Annotated in this window: 14 protein-coding genes and 2 pseudogenes; 7 read left to right on the top strand and 9 right to left on the bottom strand. The window is 34.0% G+C overall.

Annotation, left to right across the window (positions count from 1 at the left end):
• The first annotated feature begins 23 nt into the window (after positions 1-23).
• A complete protein-coding gene (locus ACQH21_RS03610; RefSeq protein ID WP_425384509.1) occupies positions 24-1,685 on the top strand; it encodes an ankyrin repeat domain-containing protein in 1,662 nt (553 codons plus the stop codon).
• A gap of 608 nt (positions 1,686-2,293) precedes the next feature.
• On the opposite strand, the pseudogene ACQH21_RS03605 reads toward ACQH21_RS03610, so the two are convergent.
• A pseudogene (locus tag ACQH21_RS03605) lies at positions 2,294-2,461 on the bottom strand (IS256 family transposase); the annotation flags it as partial.
• 68 nt (positions 2,462-2,529) lie between these two features.
• On the opposite strand from ACQH21_RS03605, the pseudogene ACQH21_RS03600 reads away from it, so the two are divergent.
• A pseudogene (locus ACQH21_RS03600) lies at positions 2,530-3,760 on the top strand (IS256 family transposase).
• A gap of 59 nt (positions 3,761-3,819) precedes the next feature.
• Here the strand turns inward: ACQH21_RS03600 and ACQH21_RS03595 are convergent.
• The 6 genes from ACQH21_RS03595 to ACQH21_RS03570 all read right to left on the bottom strand — a co-directional run bounded on the left by ACQH21_RS03595 (position 3,820) and on the right by ACQH21_RS03570 (position 14,708).
• The gene (locus tag ACQH21_RS03595) at positions 3,820-4,770 is read right to left on the bottom strand and encodes a hypothetical protein (protein WP_425384508.1); all 951 of its coding nucleotides are present in this window, start codon (positions 4,768-4,770) and stop codon (positions 3,820-3,822) included.
• Between the two features lie 881 nt (positions 4,771-5,651).
• Positions 5,652-8,180, bottom strand: coding sequence for a DNA polymerase I (gene polA / locus ACQH21_RS03590; RefSeq protein WP_425384507.1), 2,529 nt, complete (start codon positions 8,178-8,180; stop codon positions 5,652-5,654).
• A 111-nt stretch (positions 8,181-8,291) separates the two neighbouring features.
• A complete protein-coding gene (gene gatA / locus ACQH21_RS03585; RefSeq protein ID WP_064085246.1) occupies positions 8,292-9,758 on the bottom strand; it encodes an Asp-tRNA(Asn)/Glu-tRNA(Gln) amidotransferase subunit GatA in 1,467 nt (488 codons plus the stop codon).
• 186 nt (positions 9,759-9,944) lie between these two features.
• On the bottom strand, positions 9,945-12,317 hold the full coding sequence (gene gyrB / locus ACQH21_RS03580; RefSeq protein WP_425384506.1) for a DNA topoisomerase (ATP-hydrolyzing) subunit B: 2,373 nt from the start codon (positions 12,315-12,317) through the stop codon (positions 9,945-9,947).
• Between the two features lie 221 nt (positions 12,318-12,538).
• On the bottom strand, positions 12,539-13,771 hold the full coding sequence (locus ACQH21_RS03575; RefSeq protein ID WP_425384505.1) for a hypothetical protein: 1,233 nt from the start codon (positions 13,769-13,771) through the stop codon (positions 12,539-12,541).
• A 70-nt stretch (positions 13,772-13,841) separates the two neighbouring features.
• Positions 13,842-14,708, bottom strand: coding sequence for an ankyrin repeat domain-containing protein (locus tag ACQH21_RS03570; RefSeq protein WP_019236893.1), 867 nt, complete (start codon positions 14,706-14,708; stop codon positions 13,842-13,844).
• A 218-nt stretch (positions 14,709-14,926) separates the two neighbouring features.
• On the opposite strand from ACQH21_RS03570, the gene ACQH21_RS03565 reads away from it, so the two are divergent.
• The 5 genes from ACQH21_RS03565 to plsY are packed head-to-tail and all read left to right on the top strand — an operon-like array spanning position 14,927 to position 19,791.
• Positions 14,927-15,610 carry a phosphatidylserine decarboxylase gene (locus ACQH21_RS03565; RefSeq protein WP_425384504.1) on the top strand — a complete coding sequence of 228 codons (684 nt, stop codon included), beginning with the start codon at positions 14,927-14,929 and terminating at the stop codon, positions 15,608-15,610.
• A complete protein-coding gene (locus ACQH21_RS03560) occupies positions 15,607-16,377 on the top strand; it encodes a CDP-alcohol phosphatidyltransferase family protein (protein ID WP_265030561.1) in 771 nt (256 codons plus the stop codon). The genes ACQH21_RS03565 and ACQH21_RS03560 overlap by 4 nt, the downstream gene beginning before the upstream one ends.
• Before the next feature lie 22 nt (positions 16,378-16,399).
• Positions 16,400-17,734 (top strand): alanine/glycine:cation symporter family protein, encoded by a 1,335-nt coding sequence (locus ACQH21_RS03555; protein ID WP_064086016.1) that lies wholly within the window; start codon positions 16,400-16,402, stop codon positions 17,732-17,734.
• 2 nt (positions 17,735-17,736) lie between these two features.
• The gene (locus tag ACQH21_RS03550) at positions 17,737-19,203 is read left to right on the top strand and encodes an alanine/glycine:cation symporter family protein (protein WP_425384503.1); all 1,467 of its coding nucleotides are present in this window, start codon (positions 17,737-17,739) and stop codon (positions 19,201-19,203) included.
• 9 nt (positions 19,204-19,212) lie between these two features.
• A complete protein-coding gene (gene plsY, locus ACQH21_RS03545; protein ID WP_425384502.1) occupies positions 19,213-19,791 on the top strand; it encodes a glycerol-3-phosphate 1-O-acyltransferase PlsY in 579 nt (192 codons plus the stop codon).
• Here the strand turns inward: plsY and ACQH21_RS03540 are convergent.
• The gene (locus ACQH21_RS03540; RefSeq protein ID WP_425384501.1) at positions 19,786-21,666 is read right to left on the bottom strand and encodes a hypothetical protein; all 1,881 of its coding nucleotides are present in this window, start codon (positions 21,664-21,666) and stop codon (positions 19,786-19,788) included. The two genes, plsY and ACQH21_RS03540, sit on opposite strands and share 6 nt — an antisense overlap.
• Positions 21,667-21,721: 55 nt before the next feature.
• Positions 21,722-22,618, bottom strand: coding sequence for a cation diffusion facilitator family transporter (locus ACQH21_RS03535; protein ID WP_264686688.1), 897 nt, complete (start codon positions 22,616-22,618; stop codon positions 21,722-21,724).
• Positions 22,619-22,639: the final 21 nt, after the last annotated feature.

Genomic DNA, 22,639 nt, shown 5'->3' with positions numbered 1-22,639 from the left:
GCAATTTTATAGAGAAGTGTTAAATGGATTATTTAATCAGAGATATAGATGCTGCTTTACTTGATGCTGCTAAAAGAGGTGATCTTAATGAAGCAAAGCGCCTAATAAGTGAAGAAGCTGATGTTAATGCATATGATGGATCTCAAGGTAATTCTCTATATTGGGCTGTTAAAAATAATCATTCTGATATAGCAAAAGTTCTATTAGATAATGGAGCAGATTTTTTTGCTTATGACTCTTCTCGAGAACGCCACGTGTTAAATAAATACGAAGAAGTAAAAGCTGAGTATTGTAAGGTTTCTCTACATCTGGCTGCCAGACTTGGCGACTTGAAAGCAGTAGAAGACCTATTAAAGAAAGAAGCAAATGTTAATACAAAAAATGATAAAGGACAGACTCCTTTACATTTGGCTGTTGAAATGTGCTACCATGATATATCAAATCAAGATGAGGTAAATAATTATTGGGATTGGGATCGGCATGCTAATGCTAAAATAAAATGTGGCAATGTGAAAATAGCAGAAGCCCTATTAGGAAACAAGGAAATTAATGTTAATGCACAAGATAACAACAAAAAGACTTCTCTACATTATGCTGCTCAAAACAACAACAAAGAGATAGTAGTAGCTCTAATAAAAGCAGAAGCAGATCTTAATATAAGAGATAAAAACAGAGAGACTCCTTTGCATTTAGCTGCTCAAAACAACAACAAAGAGATAGTAGTGGCTCTAATAAAAGCAGGAGCAGATGTTAGTATAACAGGTAAAAACGAAGAGATCCCTTTAGATTTAGCTATTGACGAAGAAATAAAAGTGCCATTAATAAATGCTGCTTTACTTAAGGCTGTTCAAGAAGGTGATGTTCAGAAAGTGAGACACCTAATAAGTAAAGGAGCAGATGTTAATATATCGGATGAAACAGGAAAGACTATTTCATATTATGCCATTCAAAAGGAGAACTTTGAAATGGTAATTGCTCTAATAAAAGCAAGGGTAAATGTTAATGCAGTGGACAAAGATGGAAGGACTCCTTTACATTGGGCTGTTCACAAAGAAAACTTGGAGATAGTAAATGTTCTAATACAAGTAAGAGCAAATGTTAATGCACAAGATCTATATGAAAGGACTCCCTTACACTATGCTGCTATGAGTGGCGATATAAAAGTAGTAGAAGCCCTACTGAAAATAAAAGAAATAGATATTAATTTAGCAGATAAGGATGGAAATACTCCTTTAGATTTAGCTAGCACAGAAGAAATAAAAACTCTATTAAAAAAAGCCAAAAAAAAAATTGATGACATTATAGAATCGAAAGATAATGAAGGAAATCTAAAGGAGGATACTGATACACAACAGGGAGAGAGACAAGTAGATGATTTAGAGGAAGAGGAAGATGTAGGTGAAGATAGAGAGGAAGAGGAGGAAAGCATAGAAGAAACAGATGTACAAGCTTATGCTGCTTCTACTCCAGAATCTACAGAGACAGAAAGTTCTTTTTTTAGTAACTTGTTTAGTATATTTATGAAGCCTTTTTCTTTAATAGGGTCATTTTTTGGTAATTTCTTTTCATGGTTGTTTGGATCTGATGAACCATCAACTGAATCTGATCAAATAATTGCACCAAGTAACTCAGGAAGAGAGGAGCTAACAAACTATCAAGAGGGTGATAATAATATTATACAATAGATTTCTTGCATAACTGTAATGCAAAGAAAAATCAGTTGATGTCATGAAAGTAGCTGACACTGGCACCCAGTTAAATTTACGGAGTATAATGGATTCCAGCGTCAAGCACACAGCTGTACGAACATTCATTTTTGCAGGTAAATTGCACAGCAAATGGTGTCATTCCAGTGCTTGACACTGGCATCCAGTCCTTTCACAGAGTTCCATCCAAAACGTTGTAAAGTGTTTACCAACTTAGGCCCAATCTGGATTCCAGTGTCAAGCACTGGAATGACACCGTCTGCTACGCGAATTGCCCACAAACCACAATGTTCGTACAGCTGTGACTGGAATGACAAGAAAGGGAGCAATGACTTGCACATTCCCCTGAACAGATACCTTGATACATTAAAGTTTCTAGGTTTGAGTAGTGAAATCCGATCAGTATGAAAATTAGCAAACTCCTTTTTATTCGCTGTAGAATAAAATTTTTTATTTTAATGAAAAAATTGCTTCCGCATACTCAAGATGCCATTATAATGATGGTAGAGATATTTAGAGAGCTCAAAATCTATCTCGGTCTGCAGACCTTTTAGGGAATGTTCAAAAAAGTGTGTCAAAGCGAATTTTTAGTTCAACTCAATTTTTAACCTATCAGGAAAAAAGATATCAAGTTGAGATATAGTTAGAGCCCAATTAGGCAAAGCCATAGCCCATTTTTGCTCTATCTTTTTTATAGCACAATATACCAATTTGTACAAGGCATTTGTACTGGTAAATGAACCTTGGTTTTGGGAATGTTCAAAAAAGTGTGTCAAACCGAGAAATAAAAATAAAATAGAAACAAAAAATAGAGGTTTGATATATGAGTTACAAAATAGAAAATGGAACGACTGGCCTGGTAGATTACAAAGAGCTGGAAGCAAATATACTGTCATCAATAAGGGAAGGTAAACCATTGATGGGGAGAGATGGAGCATTAACACCATTTGTAAAAAGGCTGCTGGAAGCAAGTCTAGAAGGTGAAATAGAGCATCATTTATCCAATGAAAGAGAAGAAAAGAATCGAAGAAACGGAAAGAATGGCAAAACTTTGAAGACGAGTATTTGAACTATTGACACCAAGAGATAGAGAGGGAAGTTTCGAACCACAGATAGTGAAAAAAAGGCAAACAAGCTTACATCCAGAACTTGAAACAAAGGTCTTGAACATGTTTGCAAGCGGTGTGGGATACAGGGATATAGCATCCTATGTGGAAGAAATCTATGACCATAAAATATCTGCAGCAGAGATATCTGGAATTACAGATAAATTACTGCCTATAATCAATGAATGGAGGAGTCGTCCCCTACAATCAGTATACCCGATAGTATTTATGGATGGGATGTTTTTTAAGGTCAAAGAGAATGGACATTGCATAAGTAAATGCATGTACAATATATTAGGAATAGACCAAAATGGCAGAAAAGAAGTACTGGGTTTTTACTTAGCAGAAAGTGAGGGAGCTAACTTCTGGCTAGGCGTATTAAATGACTTAAAAGAGAGAGGAGTAGAAGACATTTTGATAGCTTGTGTTGACGGTCTGAAAAGCTTCCCTACAGCTATAAATAGCGTATTTCCCAATGCTGAGGTACAGTTATGCATTGTGCACCAAATAAGAAATTCACTAAAATACGTATCCAGCAAAGATATAAAAGTTTTTATGAATGATTTGAAAAAAATATACCGTGCTACAAGTAGAGAAATCGCCGAAAATTATTTACTTGAACTGGAGGAAAAATGGGGTGAAAAATATCCTTTAGTCATAAAATCGTGGCAAAACAATTGGGAAAATTTGTCTAGTTATTTTAAGTATTCTGGCCCTGTTAGAAGGCTAATTTATACCACCAATCCAATTGAGGGGTTGCACAGACAAATCAGAAAATTTACTAAAACCAAAGGTTCATTTACCAGTACAAATGCCTTGTACAAATTGGTATATTGTGCTATAAAAAAGATAGAGCAAAAATGGGCTATGGCTTTGCCTAATTGGGCTCTAACTATATCTCAACTTGATATCTTTTTTCCTGATAGGTTAAAAATTGAGTTGAACTAAAAATTCGCTTTGACACACTTTTTTGAACATTCCCACAATTCACCTTTGGCAAATAGGTCTTACTTGACTGCTGTCTTTTCTGTGCTTTTGGCTGGCTGATCTATAGTAATTTTTCCATCAAGCATAGTAAGCTGCTCACCCCCTTTATTTCCCACCTGAGAAGCTTGTTTCGGAGTAGGTTGTTTTTTACTCCCGTCAGCAATTGTTTCAAGAGGTCTTTCAATTGGGGTTTTTAAAATATCATCAATGCCATTGCGAATTTTTTCATTCAATTTTGCTCTCTTTTCTGTATCATCTTTATCTGGTGAGCTAGGGTCATATAAAGTACCTGGCCTATTATTTGAAAAAAGAACTTCAATTCCTCCCTTTACAGCAAATATTGTACCAATAACAGTAGCAATTATCGCAAGTGTAGTAGGACCAAAAATTAATATTGAAGCAATGGAAAAAAGAATAGGAAGAAAAACTTTACGTAAGAACTTTGTTACCATCTCTTCATCACTAAGTAGTGGTTCATCATCCTCTTTTTTACCACCGCCTAAGAATGGTATTTTCTCTTTTAGCCCACTCATACAAGAATCAGAAATATTTTTCGGGTCTATTTTTATTCCCAATGGTAACCCAACAAGTTTTATTAGTGAATCCTTAGCTTCTGTACCACGTATATCAGCTACACAATCATCTACTAATTTCTTTATTTCAACATTCTTGACATTCTCTTTGTTCGCTAATTTTTTCTCTCTAACTTCTTTAAATACAGAAAGTAAAAACTGACAAAAATTCTCTTCACTGAGTGGTCTTATCTCTTCTGGATTGACATTATTAAGTAGTATGTACTCATAATCTGATATGAAAACATTAGTTATTCGTGGGCTCTCCTGTGATTTGGCTTTATCTTGTAATGCTTCCATGAAGGCATCATAAATTGCCTTATGTTCTTCTTTGAAAATTATCTCACTTTCCTTTATAGGTGATTTTGAAGACTCTGCTTTTACTGGTGGAACTGTCATGGTTGACCTATTTCATTTACCTATGCCATAATTATAGCATATTTTTCGCATTAGTTCAAATTTCCTAAAACCTGTATCGAAAGGGGAAAAAGAAAAGAATAAAGCAAAAAAGAAGAGTAACAAATGATATAAGTGATAAGGGAATGTAAAAAATTGCTTCCATATATTTTAAATCTGATTATAATTACAGTTAGAGATATTTTAAGAGCTCAAAATCTATCTTTGTCTGCAGACTTTTCAGTCAAATTTTTAATCAAAAAGCGTAGCGTATCTTCTTTAGTGCATGTAAATATGCTTAATCTCTGTTGTATGTGCGCTGCACTTTTTTCTAATCTTTTTTTTACACAGGGGGATTTTATGTCCAGAATTCCAGATATTTGACCTTTACTTTAGCTAAAAACCAATAGGCGCCTATTGTTTAACGCTAATTAAAATAAAAATTTTTCTAATATATAGAAAAATCACTGTTTACTGAAAACGGGGCAAGAAAGCTGCTAATGTCACAGATTTTAGGTAAATGTTGTTTGCTTGACGTATGAGTGTACTCTCCTTACTTCAAGAACTCTTTAATATGACTACTATTATACTTATGAAATTAACCACTCAAGGCATCCGTTCAGGGGTGTGGCAAAATAAGGTAAAAGTGAATTTACAACAATAAGGTGTCATTCCAGTGCTTGACACTGGAATCCAGCCTTTTGTAGTCTCATTGAAAGCGTTGCTTTTAATATCTATGATTAGGTTGCTTGTGAGCAATTTGGATCCCAGTGTCAAGCACTGGGATGACATTACTTTTGCTTCAATATTTACACATTAGCCATGCATCTGAACAGATACTACTTAAGTCCTTTCAAGACAGGTTCTTAGGGTCTACGGTATAATTAAGAAAAGCCCCAGTTGTCGCTAATTTTTATTTCTACTTCAAGTGGTATAGAAATTTCTACTGCATTTTCCATTATATCTTTCATAAGTTTTGCTGTTTCTTGCACTCTGCTCTCTTCCACTTCTACAAGTAATTCATCATGAACCTGGAGGATTATTTTACCTGACTTTAACTGATCAAAAAGCCGAATCATCGCGCGTTTTATTATATCAGCGGCAGTTCCCTGCAGTGGTGCATTTATTGCTGCCCTTTCTGCAAATTGTCTTAGATAAGGAATTTTATTGTTGATGTCTCTTACAAAACATCTTCTACCAAACAAAGTCTCTACATAACCATGATTTCTCGCGATAGATACTGCTTTTTCCATATAGACCTTTATTTCTGGGTAACAAGAAAAATAGTAATTAATGTATTCAGCAGCCTCTTGAAAGGTAATGCCAAGTCGCTTTGCAAGGCCAAATGGACTAATGCCATATATAATGCCAAAATTAATGGTTTTTGCTTTGCGTCTTAATTGCTCATCTATTTCTTGCACTCCAAAAACTTGTCTTGCAGTGATATCATGAATATCTTGCCTGTTTGCAAAAGCTTCTTTAAATGCGGTAACATTTGCAACGTGTGCCAGGATTTTTAATTCTATTTGTGAATAGTCAGCAGAAATTATCTTGCAACCTTTTGGCACAATAAAGGCTTGCCTGATAAGACTACCTTCTTCGCTTCTGATAGGAATATTTTGTAAATTAGGATTGCTAGAGCTCAGCCTTCCAGTTGCAGTCACAGTGATTGAAAAGCTTGTATGTATCCTACCATCAAGCGGATCAACCTGTTTTATTAACGCGTCAGTATAGGTACCCTTTAATTTACTTGAATGTCGCCAACTTAAAATTTTACCTGCGATTTCTGTCCCCTCCTCTTCAAGTGCCTCTAGAACTTCAGAGTTTGTGCTATAAGACCCAGATTTTGACTTTTTCTTTTTACTTAGCTCCATTTTATTAAACAAAACATCACTTAATTGTTTTGGCGATGCAATGTTGAATTTTTCTCCTGCTAAATTATGTATATCGTTTTCAAGTACAGCAATTAGCTGCTCAAACTTATCAGACAATTCCTGTAGTTTTTGAATATTGAGCAGTATTCCATTTTGCTCCATATCAAATATTACTTTCATGAGAGGTCTATCAAAGCGCTCGTAAATCGTAAAAAGTTTTTCCTGAAATAATCTTTGTGTCAGTTTCTCATGGATCGCTATTAAAATTTTTGCCGAGAAAGTTTCTACATTTTTACTTAAATTGTGTGCAATTATGTTTGGAATGCTGTGATCATGCTTACCTGTGTCAAGGCTGTATGACATGATCATCAGGTCATCAATTGAGTCTAGCACTCTCTCTATTGTAGGAAATATTTCTCTGATCTTTCTAATATCATGTACTATTTTAAGCACCCCATTTGAAAATAAAGTTGAATTTATTATAGTAAGTGCATCTTGTAGGCAGCTTTGATCTATGTAGAAAATATTATCCTCACTACAAGATAAGGAGATTTTGTTCAATCTATTGTTTTCAAAGTGGCAATGAATTGCAATTTTACCTTCATATCTGCAATGCTCCAAAAATTTTTCTAATTCTTCACTACTATATTCTATTTTCTCTTTTGTGCTAGATCCACTATAAGAAAAGAGCTTTTCTACTTTTCCTATCAATGAATTAAATTCATATTTCTTCAAAAAGGATAACAATTTTTCCATATTTGGAGGATGGACTTCATATTTTACAATATCATGTTGAAGATCTACTTTTTTGCATAGTGACAAAAGTTCTCTTGAAATTAGTGCTTTTTCCTTATGCTCAGTAAGAATATTACGAACTCTTGTTTGCTCAATGTTATTGATGTTTTCTATAATGTTATCCAACGAATCAAATTTATCCAGCAATTTAGCTGCAGTTTTTGGGCCTATTCCTGGAACACCTGGAATGTTATCAGATGCATCTCCAGTTAGAGAAAATAAATCAAGAAGCTTATTTGAATTTACACCAAATTTTTCTATCACTTGTTTTTCATCTATGTATATATTTTTAATAGGATCAAATATTAGAATGTTGTAATTCAAAAGTTGAAATAAGTCTTTATCTGATGAGACTACTACTACTTTAAAGTCTTCGTGGTTGGCATATTTTGCAGCTATTGTTGCAATTATGTCATCTGCTTCATAGCCTTCAATCTCTTCATAGCTGAAGTTAAAAGCTTCTACCGCTTCTCTCAGTATTGTAAATTGTGGAATTAGATCCTCAGGAGGCGTTACTCTGTTTGCTTTATACTCAGAATATAAACTGTGCCTGAAATTTTTTTTGCCAGAATCAAGTGCTATAGTTAAGTAGTCCGAATGGGAAATATACTTCAGAACCATATTAAGAAAACCGTACACAGCACCTACTGGAATACCAGCTGTGGTAGTCAAATGATGCAAAACGTAATAAGCTCTGAAAAGAAAACCATAACCATCAATGATTGTGAAAGTTTTTTCTTTCATTGTAGATATTTATGTGTGCCTTTGATGGTCTGTTATTTAGCTATAAAAATCAAGCTCTTGTTTCCTATAGCCAAAATAATCATAATGCTATAGTTACTATAAGAAAACATATTACGTAAGGGAATTAACTATTCTGCCACAATTTTGCTCTATCACACTTGCCATATTTAATATTCCAGCTTCATCGTAATAATTTCCAATTACTTGCAAAGCAAGTGGTAAGCCTTCATTGGAAAGTCCAACAGGAACAGAAATAGCAGGTAACCCCGCTAAGCTTGCCGGCACGGTAAACACATCATTGATGCACATAATTAGCGGGTCTGGCTTTTCATTTAAGCCAAAAGCTTCTGTTGGAGCAGATGGCACAAGTATGTAATCTATTTTTTCAAACGCTTTTATAAAATCATTTCTAATTAATGCCCTAATGCACTGTGCTTTTTCATAATACTCATTGTAATGACCTGAAGAAAGCGCATAAGCACCAATTAAAATTCTCCTTTTCACTTCTTTACCAAAACCTTCTGCTCTTGTTAGCGAATACATTTCTTCAAGGGTATCAGCATCAACCCTGAATCCGTAACGTACACCATCATAGCGAGCAAGGTTAGATGAAGTTTCAGCAGAACAAATTAGATAGTAAACCGGTATCGCATATTTAGTATGAGGCAGAGTAATGTCAACAACTTCAGCACCGTTTTCTTTTAAATAGGAAGCAATTTTTTCCCAATTATGAACTATTTCATCTGAAATTCCATCCATCTTATACTCTTTTGGTATACCAATGCGCTTACCCTTAATATCACCATTTATAAAACTGGAAAATTTAGGCACTGTCCTTTTGCTCGATGTTGAATCTTTTTCATCATAGCCACAAATTATTTCAAGCATTAATGCTGAATCAGAAACGGAACGAGTAATTACTCCTGCTTGATCGAGAGAACTTGCAAACGCAATCATACCAAAACGCGAACACCTTCCATAAGTTGGCTTTATTCCAACAACTCCACAATAAGCTGCTGGTTGGCGTACAGAACCACCAGTATCACTTCCTAGTGCTCCAGCACATAAAAACCCAGCAACTGATGCTGCAGATCCACCAGATGATCCACCAGGAACAACTTTTTCTCCGTCACTTTTTCTAATCCATACATTTTTAACAGGACCAAAATAGCTGTTTGTGTTCGCAGAACCCATAGCAAACTCATCCATGTTAAGTTTACCAAGCATGGCTGCTCCATTTTTTAAAAGCAAGTTAGATACCGTAGATTCATAAGTCGGGATGAAATTTTCCAGCATTTTTGAGCATGCTGTTGTTTTTATTCCTTTTGTACAGAATAAATCTTTAACACCAACTGGTATGCCCATAAGTGGTGAAATATTATCTTTTTGTTTCAAGAAGTATTCATCTGCTATTTTAGCAGCTTTTATCGCGATTTCTGGGGTTTTTGTTACAAATGCATTTAGTTGCTCATTTTCAACTGCATTAACATGCGTCTCTACAAGCTCAACAGCAGAAAAATCCCCCCGCCTAAGTCCATCATGCATCTCTGTAATAGTGAGCCTTCTCAATTCATTCATTAATATTCAATTTTAGCGAGGCATTAATTATAACAACAATAGGACAGAAAATCTATATATTTATGATCGAAAACGGGAATACAACCGAGATCAATTCAGATTTCTGAAATGGATTGGTTAGTAGTACGTTTTAAATAGCCGGTTTGGCACACAATGCTAAGCCATAAGGGTTTAGCGTTTCTAAAATCAAATATCAACATCATGCACGTTAAGTGCATTGTTATTTATAAAGTCACGACGTGGTTCAACTATATCACCCATTAGCACCGAGAATATGCTATCTGCTTCTTCACAATCTTTTATTTCAACTTTTAGCAGAGTTCTAGTTTCTGGATTGAGTGTAGTTTCCCAAAGCTGATCAGCATTCATTTCACCAAGGCCTTTAAATCTCTGCAGAGTTAAACCTTTTTTACCATAATCCATCACTATTTTTGCGAGTGCACTTGGAGACTTTATTTTTATTTCAGTTTCTTGCGACTGTAAAAATGAATCACCATTAAATAAGTCAATTATGTTATCAAGAGAACTCAATATATTCCGTATTTCTTTACTTTCAAGCATACTAAGCGAGAATACATATTTGTCTGCTAACCCTTGAAACAATTTAGCAATGTGAATTTCCTCATCTTTTACTTCTACTTCCCAATTATATTCACTATACATCAATTTTAAATATTTTAATATCTCATCAGCAGACAATAGAGCATTCTTTTTGCTTAAAATTAGCAATGATTCTAAGAGATCTTTTGGTATTTCCCTATCATAATTTTTGCTAATGTTTGAAATACTGAGGCACTTATTCAAAACGAAACGCAAATCTTTGCCTACACCATTTAATGTTAATCTTTTAATCGCTGAATTTACTATATACTCTTCAAAACTTTCATCATCTTTGATATAAGTATCTTTAGCATTTTTTGTAACTTTATAGAGCGGTGGCTGCGCTATGTATAAATATCCTTTCTCAATTACTTCACGCATATGTCTAAAAAAGAAAGTTAGAATCAAAGTTCTTATATGCGAGCCATCAACATCTGCGTCTGTCATAATGATAATTTTATGATACCTAGTTTTTTCAATATCGAAGTGCTCACTCCCTATTCCAGCCCCAATTGCCGTGATCAGAGAGCCAATTTCTGCAGATGAAAAAATACGATCCAGCCCTGCACGTTCTACGTTTAGAATTTTCCCTCTTAAAGCAAGTACCGCCTGTGTTTTACGATTACGTCCCTGCTTTGCAGTACCACCTGCGGAATTACCCTCTACTATAAACAATTCCGATAACTCAGGAACTTTTTCCTGACAATCGGCAAGCTTTCCAGGTAGAGTTGCAATATTAATATTGTTTTTATTTTTAACTAACTCTCGTGCTTTTCTTGCGGCTTCTCTTCCTTTTGCTGACCTAATCGCTCTTTCTACTATACTTGCTGCTAACTTGGGGTCAGTTTCAAGTATTGTACTCAACTTGTCAAAAACTATGCTCTCTACAACTGCCCGCGCTTCAGAACTGACCAATTTATCTTTTGTCTGTGAAGAAAATTTAGGATCAGGCATCTTGAGAGATAAAACACAAGTTAAGCCTTCTCTAACATCTTCTCCAGTCAAATTCACTTTTGCCTTCTTCAAAAAACCTTCATTGTTTGCATAGTTATTGATACATCTGGTTAGTGCAGATCTAAACCCTGCCAAATGCGTACCACCATCCCGTTGTCTTATATTATTTGTGAAGCATAGCATATTCTCATAGTAGGAATCATTCCACTCCATTGATATTTCTACACTGGTACCTAGATCTTTTACATTATCTCTAATGCTGGCAATTTTAGTAACATGTGTCTTATTCTTGTCTAAGTACCGTACAAAATTAGCTGTACCAAAATTATCTTCAGACTCTTTACTATCGTTAAAATGAGACTTTACATGTGGTTTATTACGGAGATCACACAAAATGATCTCAATATTTGAGTTTAAAAATGCCAATTCTCTGATGCGACTCTCAAGAGTGGAGTAACTAAAATCAATACTACTAAAAGTCCCCGTTGATGGCATAAACGTTACTCTAGTTCCTCTTTTATTTTTGTTTTCATTAATTACCTTTAAAGATTCAACAGACTCACCATCTTCAAAGCGTATGAAATATTCCTTCTTATTGCGCCAGATGGTTAATTCCAGCCAACTCGATAACGCATTAACAACTGAAATTCCAACACCATGTAATCCTCCAGAAACCTTATAGGTATTGCTGTCAAATTTACCTCCTGCATGCAATTGGGTCATTATTACTTCTGCTGCTGATATTCCTTCCTCTGCATGAATATCAGTTGGAATGCCACGACCATTATCGGTTACAGATACTGAGCCATCTTCATTTATGCTAACTTCAATCTTACTACAATAACCAGCTAAAGACTCATCTATCGCATTGTCAACAACCTCGTACACCATATGGTGCAGACCAGATCCATCATCAGTATCACCAATGTACATACCTGGACGCTTTCTTACAGCATCAAGACCTCTTAGGATTTTTATTGCGTCAGCGTTGTAGTTACTTTCCATGGAATTGCTTTATTTATAAATATTAATTAATATTACATTTGTATGTGCTGATTAGCAACATCTTTAAGTTGAAAGAAGGATCCTTGACATGTAGATAAAATATAATACATCACCTACACGAAGTGGTTTTACATGTTATTTCAATACATAAACTTAAGTTCAAATAATCATACAAAACTCTGCTTCATATTTCAAGATAAATGGCTACAATCAAATACAATTTACCTTCTTCTTTCAATTGGACTTTCTAGCTCAACACAGGATAAGTTGCTCATACACTCTTCTAATATTTCATTCTTTTTATCATTGTTTAATCTATTGCTGAACTCTTGACACCTTCTCTCAAGAGCTGAATGCGTAGTCATAATATACCTTACTGTTTCAGATGATAACTCTGGTAACTCGCTACGGATCCTTTCTTGTTCTGTTCCAGAGAAATTGGTGAAATTGGCTCTGGCCATTTCAGGGAATTTTTGTGTGATCGTTTCTTTTATCATTTCTCTAGCCTCTTCTCCATCGAGTGTAATAACCACTGATGGATGTAAGCCAGATAAAGACTCAAATAATTTATTGTATGTTCCACCTGCACAACTTTGACCTTGATTACCGTAAGTTGTTGCAGCGTCTACAAGACCTTTTAAAAACATATCTTTTCTGTTTTTTATGTCTTCATCATTCAAAGGAGTTCTTTGATTCTCTGTTCCTGTATTTCTATCATTGCAGGCTTTCCAACATAAAATAGCTGCTTGCTTTAGTGTTAACTTACTATGATTGTCTTTAAAATTATCTCCTGTTCTATTGATAAATCTTAAGCATTCAAGTGCATGAGATTTATCGCCTTCTGTAAATTCATTTGACTGTTTGATGTACTCTTCAATGTCGGTTGTGTTGCCTCTATTTAGCTGTACATAGAATTCATCTTTGCTTAAATTCTCTTTATACTTTTCTATGAGTCTATCAACACTCAAGTTTATACTAGCAACTGCACTTGGGTCATGAGTAGTTTGTGCCATAAAAGGAATGGCTGCTAAATCTTGAAAGAAAATAGGCCTTTCTTCCTCTGGAATTTGTTGTATTAAATCGTTAAACTGCTGTATTTCTTCAATGAGTGATTTGTTTAGCAACCATAAGCACAATATAGGCAGTACCAAAAGCACACAGGAATTAATAATGTGTATAATTAAAAAAATGCTTAATGTTATTCTAATAACATTTTTTGGCCACGCTGATAATCTTTTTTCATTTTCCCTTGGTTTGAAAAAATAATTTACTAATGATAAATACAAAGAGAGCTGTACAAGAAGAAAAAATGAAGGAATCATACTTACTAATAAAACTATATTAATGAATCTTTTAATTTTATTAGTGTTGTTGTAAGCATTTTGCACTCTTTCTATTAAAGCCTGTGCTCTATTTCTATTTTGCTGTTGATTATTATTTTGACCTGCAAACATACCCTATTCTAACATTAATATGTCATGCTATAGAAAGAATGTAAATAAAGCAAGGAATTTAGAGCTGCTTTTATTTTTGTTTGATTGGGGATACCACTTCTATACTTTCCGCTCCATCTAAGGTACTATTTGGTTTTTCTACAGTAATCTTGGGAGTTACTTTATTCTCGATATCTGCTCCATATGAGCTAAGTACTTCAATGGCCTTTTCATTTCCACTATTGAGTGCAATATCCAAGGCATCCATTCCAGCTTTATTTTTGTGGTTGATAAAATTCTTCAACCGATCTCTACCAAAGCTTTCTATATATTGTTTAATGATGAGTTCCACTACTTTTCCAGGACAATTATTAGCAGCAGGAAAAAGTATTGTGTTGTTATTATTATCTTTTTTCGTTATGTCTGCTTTGAGTTTATTTATCAAATACTCGATAACTTCTACTCTGCTATCATCCTTTGCTTCAGTGCATTGTCTAATAGCTAAAAATAAAGCTGTACGCCCATTATTATCAATATCTTCAATATTCTGTCCCTTGTCAACTAAGGCTTGTATTACACTTTTATTTCCATATAAAGTAGCAAGGTGAAAAGGTGTATGTCCTTCAGTGCTTTCTCTTTCATCAATTGACGCACCATTGCTAGCTAGCAATTCTATAAACTCTGGCGTGTTTGCAAAAATTGCAAGGTGCATTGGTGTTAAGTCATCTTTGCCATGATTTCCAGTTTTTGCGTTAACGTTTGCTCCGTTATTTATCAGCAATTTCGCTATTTCAAACTGCTTATACCCGATAGCAATATGTAGTGGTGTACGATTACGTTCATAATTATCATTGACATTTGCACCAAACTTTATTAGCAGCTCTGTAGCTTCAATATCACCCATCCGAATTGCAGAGTATAAGGAAGGAGATTCATCTTTTTCTATTTCCCCTGTCATACGAAATTACGAACATAATAATTCATATATTATTAAGAATTATTGTTAATTTTTTATTAAAATAATATTAACAACAGCTAAAAATCTTTAATTTTTATTAAAGATTTAATATCCATCAATGCTTATATAAGCATTCCAAAAGTGAAGAAGTGAAAAAAAGCTTTTCATGAGAAATTATAAATGATAAATTGTTAATAATGAATTATCGAGAATAAATTATGTGCTTTGGTTTACCTAACATAAACAGAGAAGGTTATTTATTTATAGTTGTTTCCTTTATCGTAACATGTATAGCATTCTCTATATCTTGGGGAGCTGGAATTACTTGCTTATTTCCAACGTTATTATGTACCTATTTTTTTCGTGATCCAGCAAGAGCTGTACCAAACAATAAGGATTTTATATTAAGTCCCGCTGATGGTGTGGTTTCAAAAATTGAAGAAGTTAGTTACCCTTTATCAGAAGAGAATAGAGAAGAGAAAAAGTTTACGCTTGTCAGCATATTTCTAAGTGTTTTAAATGTTCATGTGAATCGTATACCAATATCTGGTACGATAAAGGAAATGAGCTACAAGAAAGGCAAGTTTGTTTCTGCAATGAGTAATAGGTCCAGTAATGAAAATGAAAAGCAGGTTATTGTGATTGAGTATGAAAAGGAAAAAGAAATCATTGTGGAACAAATAGCTGGATTTATCGCACGCCGCATTGTTTGTAATTTAAGAGCGTCTCAGAATGTAAAAGCAGGTGAAAGGTTTGGAATTATAAGATTTGGCAGTAGAGTAAATATTTATATCCCTGCTGGAATAGAGGTAAGAGTCTCAGAAGGCCAAACTGTTATTGGTGGTGAGACAGTTATAGCAGATTTAAATAAACAAGAGAAGCTTACCTTTGACATTGTATGAATAACGATGAAAGTAACGGTAAATCATTACCTATTACCAAGTTATTTCCAAATTTTATAACTTTACTGGGTTTATGTGCTGGCCTTACTTCACTTAAATTCACATTTAATGAACAATGGGAATTTTCAGCAATTTTTATTATCATTGCAGCAATAATAGATGGAATGGATGGCAGAATAGCAAGAATTCTAAAATCAACTAGCGATTTTGGAGCACAGCTTGATTCTTTTGCAGATTTTCTAAATTTTGGTTCAGCACCTGCTTTTCTTTTATATTTTTGGAAATTAAAGGAAATTAAAGTTGTAGGTTGGATCTTAGTAATGATATATGTAATCTGCATATCAATAAGACTTGCAAGATTCAATGTTTTACTACATTCAGAACAATTATACTGGAAAAAATTTTTCTTTTCCGGCGTTCCAGCTCCTGTATGCGCTTTACTTGCTCTGTTACCAATAATTATTACCTTTCAATCTCATGAGAGTGAATACTTACTTCTTATAGAGCAATTTTTTAACGTAAAGAATACAGCTTGTTACTTTTTGGCCATTTCATTTTTTTCGATAAGTCATATTCCAACTTTCTCTGCAAAGTACATTTATGTTCCTAGAAGCCTATCCTATATATTTGTGTCGTTTTTTGGAATATTGATCATACTGTTTATAAGCAAGCCCTGGATAACACTACCAATTTTAGGTGCATTGTATATACTTACTATTCCAATAAGCACTGGACTTTATATATACTACACATATAAAACTCATTAGCTATATAAAAGTAGTGAGCAGCATGATTGTAAAAGCAACTGATCTATTAAACTCTTTTTTATATATAAAGATATTCAACATACCATTTATAATTATTTGGGTAATTGCAACTGGGGTTTTTTGTACGATTCGATTCAAATTCATTAACTTTAGGTTGTTCAAATATGGGATACAAACACTATTCAACCTAGAGAGCCATAATAATAACGGCATAATCACCCACATTCAGGCATTTGCAACGGTAATTTCAGGAACAGTTGGTCTTGGAACAATATCAGGAGTTGCAATAGCTATTACAATAGGGGGGCCAAGTGCAGTTTTTTGGATGATAATTACCGGAGTACTTGGCATGTCAATAAAATTTGCTGAAGTAGTGCTTGCATTTACTCATCGCTCTGAAAACACAACTGGTGGGGCTTTTTATTATATGGAACATGGACTTGCAAAGATTGGATTTATGAAGACTGGCAAATTCCTTGCATTTATCTACGCAGTTATGCTGCTTGTTGCAATGATTCTAGGCGGCATACCATTTCAGGCAAATCAAATTGCAGCGTTGTCAAGTAACTTATTTGAATACAACACATCTGTTATTATCTCGCTATTTGTATTAATTGTAATACTGGGAGGAATAAAGCGAATTGCTTTAGTTGCAACAGGTTTAGGGCCGATCATGATAATGTTATATATAGGCATGTGTATATATTTAATCTGTGTAAACGGAAATAATCTACTGAATGCTCTATCTATAATATTTCAAGATATCTTTAACAAATCAGCTATAGGAGGTGGAGTATTGAGTGGATTAATAGCAGGGGTAAGAAGGTCAGTGTTTGCTAATGAAGCAGGTACTGGAACAGCAGCTATAGCACATTCGATTGTAAAAGAGAAAGACCCAGTTAAAGTTGGAAGTGTTGCAATGATTGCACCATTTGTAGACACAATATTAGTCTCATTTTTGACTGGTATTGTGATAATTATCACCGATATGCATATCACTAATACCGTAGGTGATATTACGTTAGTTAGCTCAGCATTTTCAACAGCCTTACCTTTATTTAGCAAGCTAGCTCTTCCGCTGATAATGTTTTCCTTTGCATTTTCCACAATAATAGCTTACTATTACTACTGTGAAGTTGCCCTGTTGTACTTATTTGGTAACAAAAAAGTACTGATATTGTTCCAAATTCTTATAGTGGGTTCAGTGTATATCAGTTGTATGTCAAAAAATATAGAATTTATATCTTATTTAGGCGATAGCCTGTTTATGTGCCTTATGATTCCAAATGCTGTTGCAATATATCTACTGAGAAGGGAAGTCTTAAATACAATAGATTCTTATTACAAAAGGTATTAAACATGATTTATAGATTGCTTTGCATGATGTTATTTTGCCTATCGTTTAACGATGTATACGCTGCTTCAGTTTTTCATAAAAGTTATGACACTGCATTAAATGGAGTAAGCAACTTCATGAATGAAGTGTTGTTTTTCAAGATCTTTCACGTACCATTTATAATTCTTCTATTGGCTTTTGGTTATATATTTCTAACACTACGTTTTAAATTTCTCAACATAAGGATGTTTAAGCATGCATTCGCTATTTTATGTGGAAAATATGACACAGATCATCACGATGGTCACATTACTCATTTTCAGGCATTTGTAACTGCACTTTCAAGTACAGTCGGCCTTGGAACTGTTGCCGGTGTTGCAATTGCAGTTTCAATGGGAGGACCAGGAGCGGTACCTTGGATGATGATTACAGGCTTTTTTGGTATGTCAGCAAAATTCGCTGAAGTGACTTTAGCATTCAGGCACAGAACAGAAGGTCAAGAGCAGTTATTCAGTGGTCCCTTCCAATATATAAGAAATGGGCTAGAAGAGTTTGGATTTAAAAAACTTGGTATCGTACTGGCTGCAATATATGCAGCGGTTTTTGTATTATCAGGTCTTGGTGGAAGTGTAGCGTTTCAAACTAACCAAATGGTTTCAATATTATCTGGTTATTCAAATTGGATAGATGGTCATCCTTGGTTTCTCTCTTCCATAATTTCTACGTTACTTGCTCTGGTGATTATCGGTGGAATCAGGAGAATAGCTAAAGTCTCTTCTGCGCTGGTGCCTATTATGTCACTCATATATATTTTGAGTTGTTTCACGATTATTGCATTCAATATTCACAATTTTAGCAATACATTAAAAATATTGTTTTCCAGTATGATAGACTTCAATGCTGTTGGTGGTGGAGTAGTAGGAGCATTTGTCGCTGGGATTCAAAGGGCAATTTTTGCCAGTGAAGCAGGTGTTGGTTCTGCTGCAATTACTCACGCTGTAGCTAAAGATGAGGAGCCGGTTAGGACTGGTCTAGTTGCTATGATAGAACCATGCTTTGATACAATGTTAATTTGTTGTTTGACAGGAATAACAATAGTAATAACAGGCGCATACCAGACTGGCATTGGCGAGGGAATATTGATCACCCAAAAAGCATTTGAAACAGTTTCTTCTTGGTTTCCTATACTTTTAACCATCGCTGCGCCTTTGTTTGCGTTTTCCTCAGTAATTTCATTTGTATATTGTTGTGAAATGGGATGGCTGTATTTGTTTGGTGTAAAAAGTGTAGTAATATATCGTATAGCGGTGGTGGTAGTTGCATTTTTGTCAGGTTTGTCTAAAGATATAATGGCTATTGCTAATATTGGTGGGGCTTTATTCTCTTGTTTAGCACTCATCAATATGACAGCACTTATACTGTTTAGCAATCAGATTAACAATGAAGTCCAATGTTATCTAAAAAGGCTAAGGAATAACAAAATTAGCTAGATTTTTGCTATGATAGAGATATTTGTAGTTTTTGTATTATCTTACATATTAGGTTCAATACCGTTTAGCTTAATTATTGCAAAAATAAATGGTATAAATTTAAGAGAAGTAGGTTCAGGAAACATTGGCGCTACAAATGTTGCAAGGACAGGAAATAAATTTCTTGCTGCTCTTGCGTTATTTCTGGATACCTCTAAAGGGTTTATCGCAGTTTATACAGCACAACAATTTTGTGATAATAACGATTTATATATATATGTATCTGCAATTTTAGCAGTTCTAGGGCATATGTTTCCTATTTGGCTAAGGTTCAATGGAGGAAAGGGGGTTGCAACAACTTTGGGAGTTTTAGTAGCACTTAACATTTCTATAGCATTAGCATTTGTATTTGTCTGGCTAGTAGTATTTTTTATCTTTCGGTACTCCTCTCTTGCTTCCTTGGCTGCTACTACAGCAGCTGTTATAGCATCTTTCTTTTTTCAAAAGGAGTTATTCCTTATACTACTCACTGTAGCGATATTAATTTTCTTGAAGCATTATAAAAATATTGCAAATCTTCTGCAAGGCAGAGAGCATAAGTTTTTATAAGCGATGAGATGTTAAATCACTGACACTTAAACTACGAGATAAACTGCTTGATGGTATTATTTTATCTTCTTTATTTAAGATTGTAATTTTTACTCTTGTTATACTCTCTACTTCTTGAGGTATTAAAAATTCATCTTCAATGAATCTTTGCTTCACTTCTTGTATTTGTTCATAAAGTTTGGTTACATTGCGCTTATTTTGATTATAAATATCTTCAATCTCTATCTCTAGCCTGTGTGAAGCTTCTTTTTTTAACATGTTATTTATCACTGCTTCTGTTATTGCTAGCTTTTCTTGCAGAATTTTCTTTATTTCTTCTTTATCGTCTCTGCTATTTTTACTCAGTTCCGTGTATACCCTATAACACCTTTTCTCTAGTGGTAACGTTCTTAAACTATCTAACATTCTGGCCACTTGACCCTTAATAGTCTTCTTGGCTTTCAATTTTAATTCTTTTACTTCTTCTTTTATTATTTTGCTAGCTATTCTCTTAGCTTCAGTTAAAGATGAGTCCTTGAGAAAAAAATCTGTTCTAAGTAAATTTTGGTTTAAAAGCTCCAAAAAGACTTTTCCTTTGATGTTTTCGAGTTGATCGTCTAAACCATCCCCCTGTAGTTTATTTGTTATGTGCTGAGACAGCGCAAAGTGCTCTAATTTATTTAACTTTACAGAGTTAATATTTTTCATTAACGTCAGCACAATTTGTTCACTATATTGAGAAGTAAAACTCAGTAAATTTCTCATTAAGGAAATACTTACTTCTGCAATAAAATCATCAACTATTTTTTGACTTTTATCATCTTCATAATTATTTTGGGCGTTATGCCAAGCCCTAAGAATTTCTTTACTGTTCTTCTTATTTTTTAGCCTGTCTAACATAAACTTACGTGCTTCATTTTCTGCTTCTGTAAGGAGCATTTGTCTAGGTGGTGTAAATTTAATCTCTGGATCGGAATGAATACCCTCTAATGTACTTAACATTCTGTAGATAACACCAGTAAAACATGTGTTAGGAATTCGTTCTTTTCTAGAGAAAGTTTGGCTATCTAGTAAATTTGCAATCAACGCGTCTTTTTTATTTTTTACAGCTTCTCTATCTCCATCATTGCAGGCTCTAAGAACTAACAGAAGAATTTGTCCACCAGTGAAACCAGAGCTATGTTTCTCATTACCTTTGCAAAAATCTTGCAAAAACATTACTAATTTTCCCTTATTCTCATTACTAAATGGTTGGCCATCAAGCATATGTAAGTGATTTATATATTCAATAAATTCTTTAAATCCCTCATTATTAATAGCGTCTTCTGGTACTAGATCATATTTGCGTATTAACTTACCAATATTATTACTAATATCGTCATTCAATTGATGGGGCAGTAAATGCTCATAAGTACCATCAAACTTATTTGTCATACTGCGAGTATTTTCTTTTATGCCTTCTAAAAAGAAACTTATAGCAGCTTTGAGTAACGTAAATGGATTAAAATCCTTTGGCCTTAATTCACTTTGTAATAGAATTAAAACCATTGCAAGTGGTATTGTTGCAAGTAACGAAACAAGTAGAAAAGTAATTGTAAAAGTTAGATATGTTACAGAAGCAAAAAATAAAAGGAAAGATGCTATCTTAATTTTATTTTTCTCAAAAAATATTTCCCAATATTCCTTTTTACTTATTTTTTCCTGCTTTGCAGCTTTTATGTCTTTATAAACGTAAAAAGTTTTTATTTCAGATCTAAAAAACAATGTGGCAAAAGATAAAAAGACATTGGCAGGATTAACTAAAATGCTTAAAGAAACAAAAGCTGCGAAGTAACTTGCTGTCTTTAATCTGTAAGAATCCTTTCCAGGAAATTGTATTTGGGAAACACCTATCATAGCCTACTCTCTATAATATTATGATATTGTAGTAATAACAAATAGCCTATAGATGTCAATGCTTAAGTATTTTACTGTCTACGCACTCATCGTATTCAATTTCAACTGTAGAGTGCGCAATTTCGAACCTATTTAATAGTATTTTTTTTATCTCATACAAAATATTAGTGTGTTGTCCATTTTGCTTTATCTTGGCATGCATAGTAAGTATAAAATAATTATCAGATAGTGACCATGCATGTATATGATGCACATCTATCACTTCAGGTAACTTAGATACAATCTCACTTTTTATCTCCTCAGCAGATACACTCTCAGGTGTACCTTCAAGGAGTATATGGCAAGAATTCTTGAGAATTTTATAGCCACTGTTTAAGATTATTACACTGACAAATACTGACAAAATAGGGTCCACTATTTGCCATCCGGTAAACATGATAATTATGGATGCAAGTATAGCAGCTACAGAACCTAAAATATCTCCGATAACATGCAATACAGCACTTTTTATGTTTATATTACTTTCGCATTTACTATGTAATATAAAAAAGACTATAATGTTAGAGATCAGGCCAAGTGTGGCAATTATTAGCATTACTTTCCATTCAACATTGACCGGACAAATGAATCTCTTTATTGATTCAATGATAATGACTGCTGCAATGAAAAATAGAGTTAAACCATTAACAAATGCTGCAATTATCTGCAATCTGTGATACCCATATGACCTCTGTAAATCAGATTTCTTAGCTGAAAATTTGTGTGCTATCCAGCTTAAAACCAAGGCAAAAAGATCAGTGAGCATATGTCCTGCATCTGATAACAGAGCAAGTGAGTGTGAAATCATTCCACCTGCTATTTCCATAAGCATTGTTATTGCAACTATTATTATAGAATAAATTAAGCGCTTGGACTCTGCTATTGAGTGTTTGCCATTGTGCACTGCTGTCATACAAAATCTTTTTATGAGCAA

Source organism: Wolbachia endosymbiont (group B) of Eupithecia inturbata (assembly GCF_964030915.1).
GTDB lineage: Bacteria > Pseudomonadota > Alphaproteobacteria > Rickettsiales > Anaplasmataceae > Wolbachia.
Note: the sequence above shows the minus strand (reverse complement) of the source record. Positions and strands in the feature narration are given on the sequence as shown.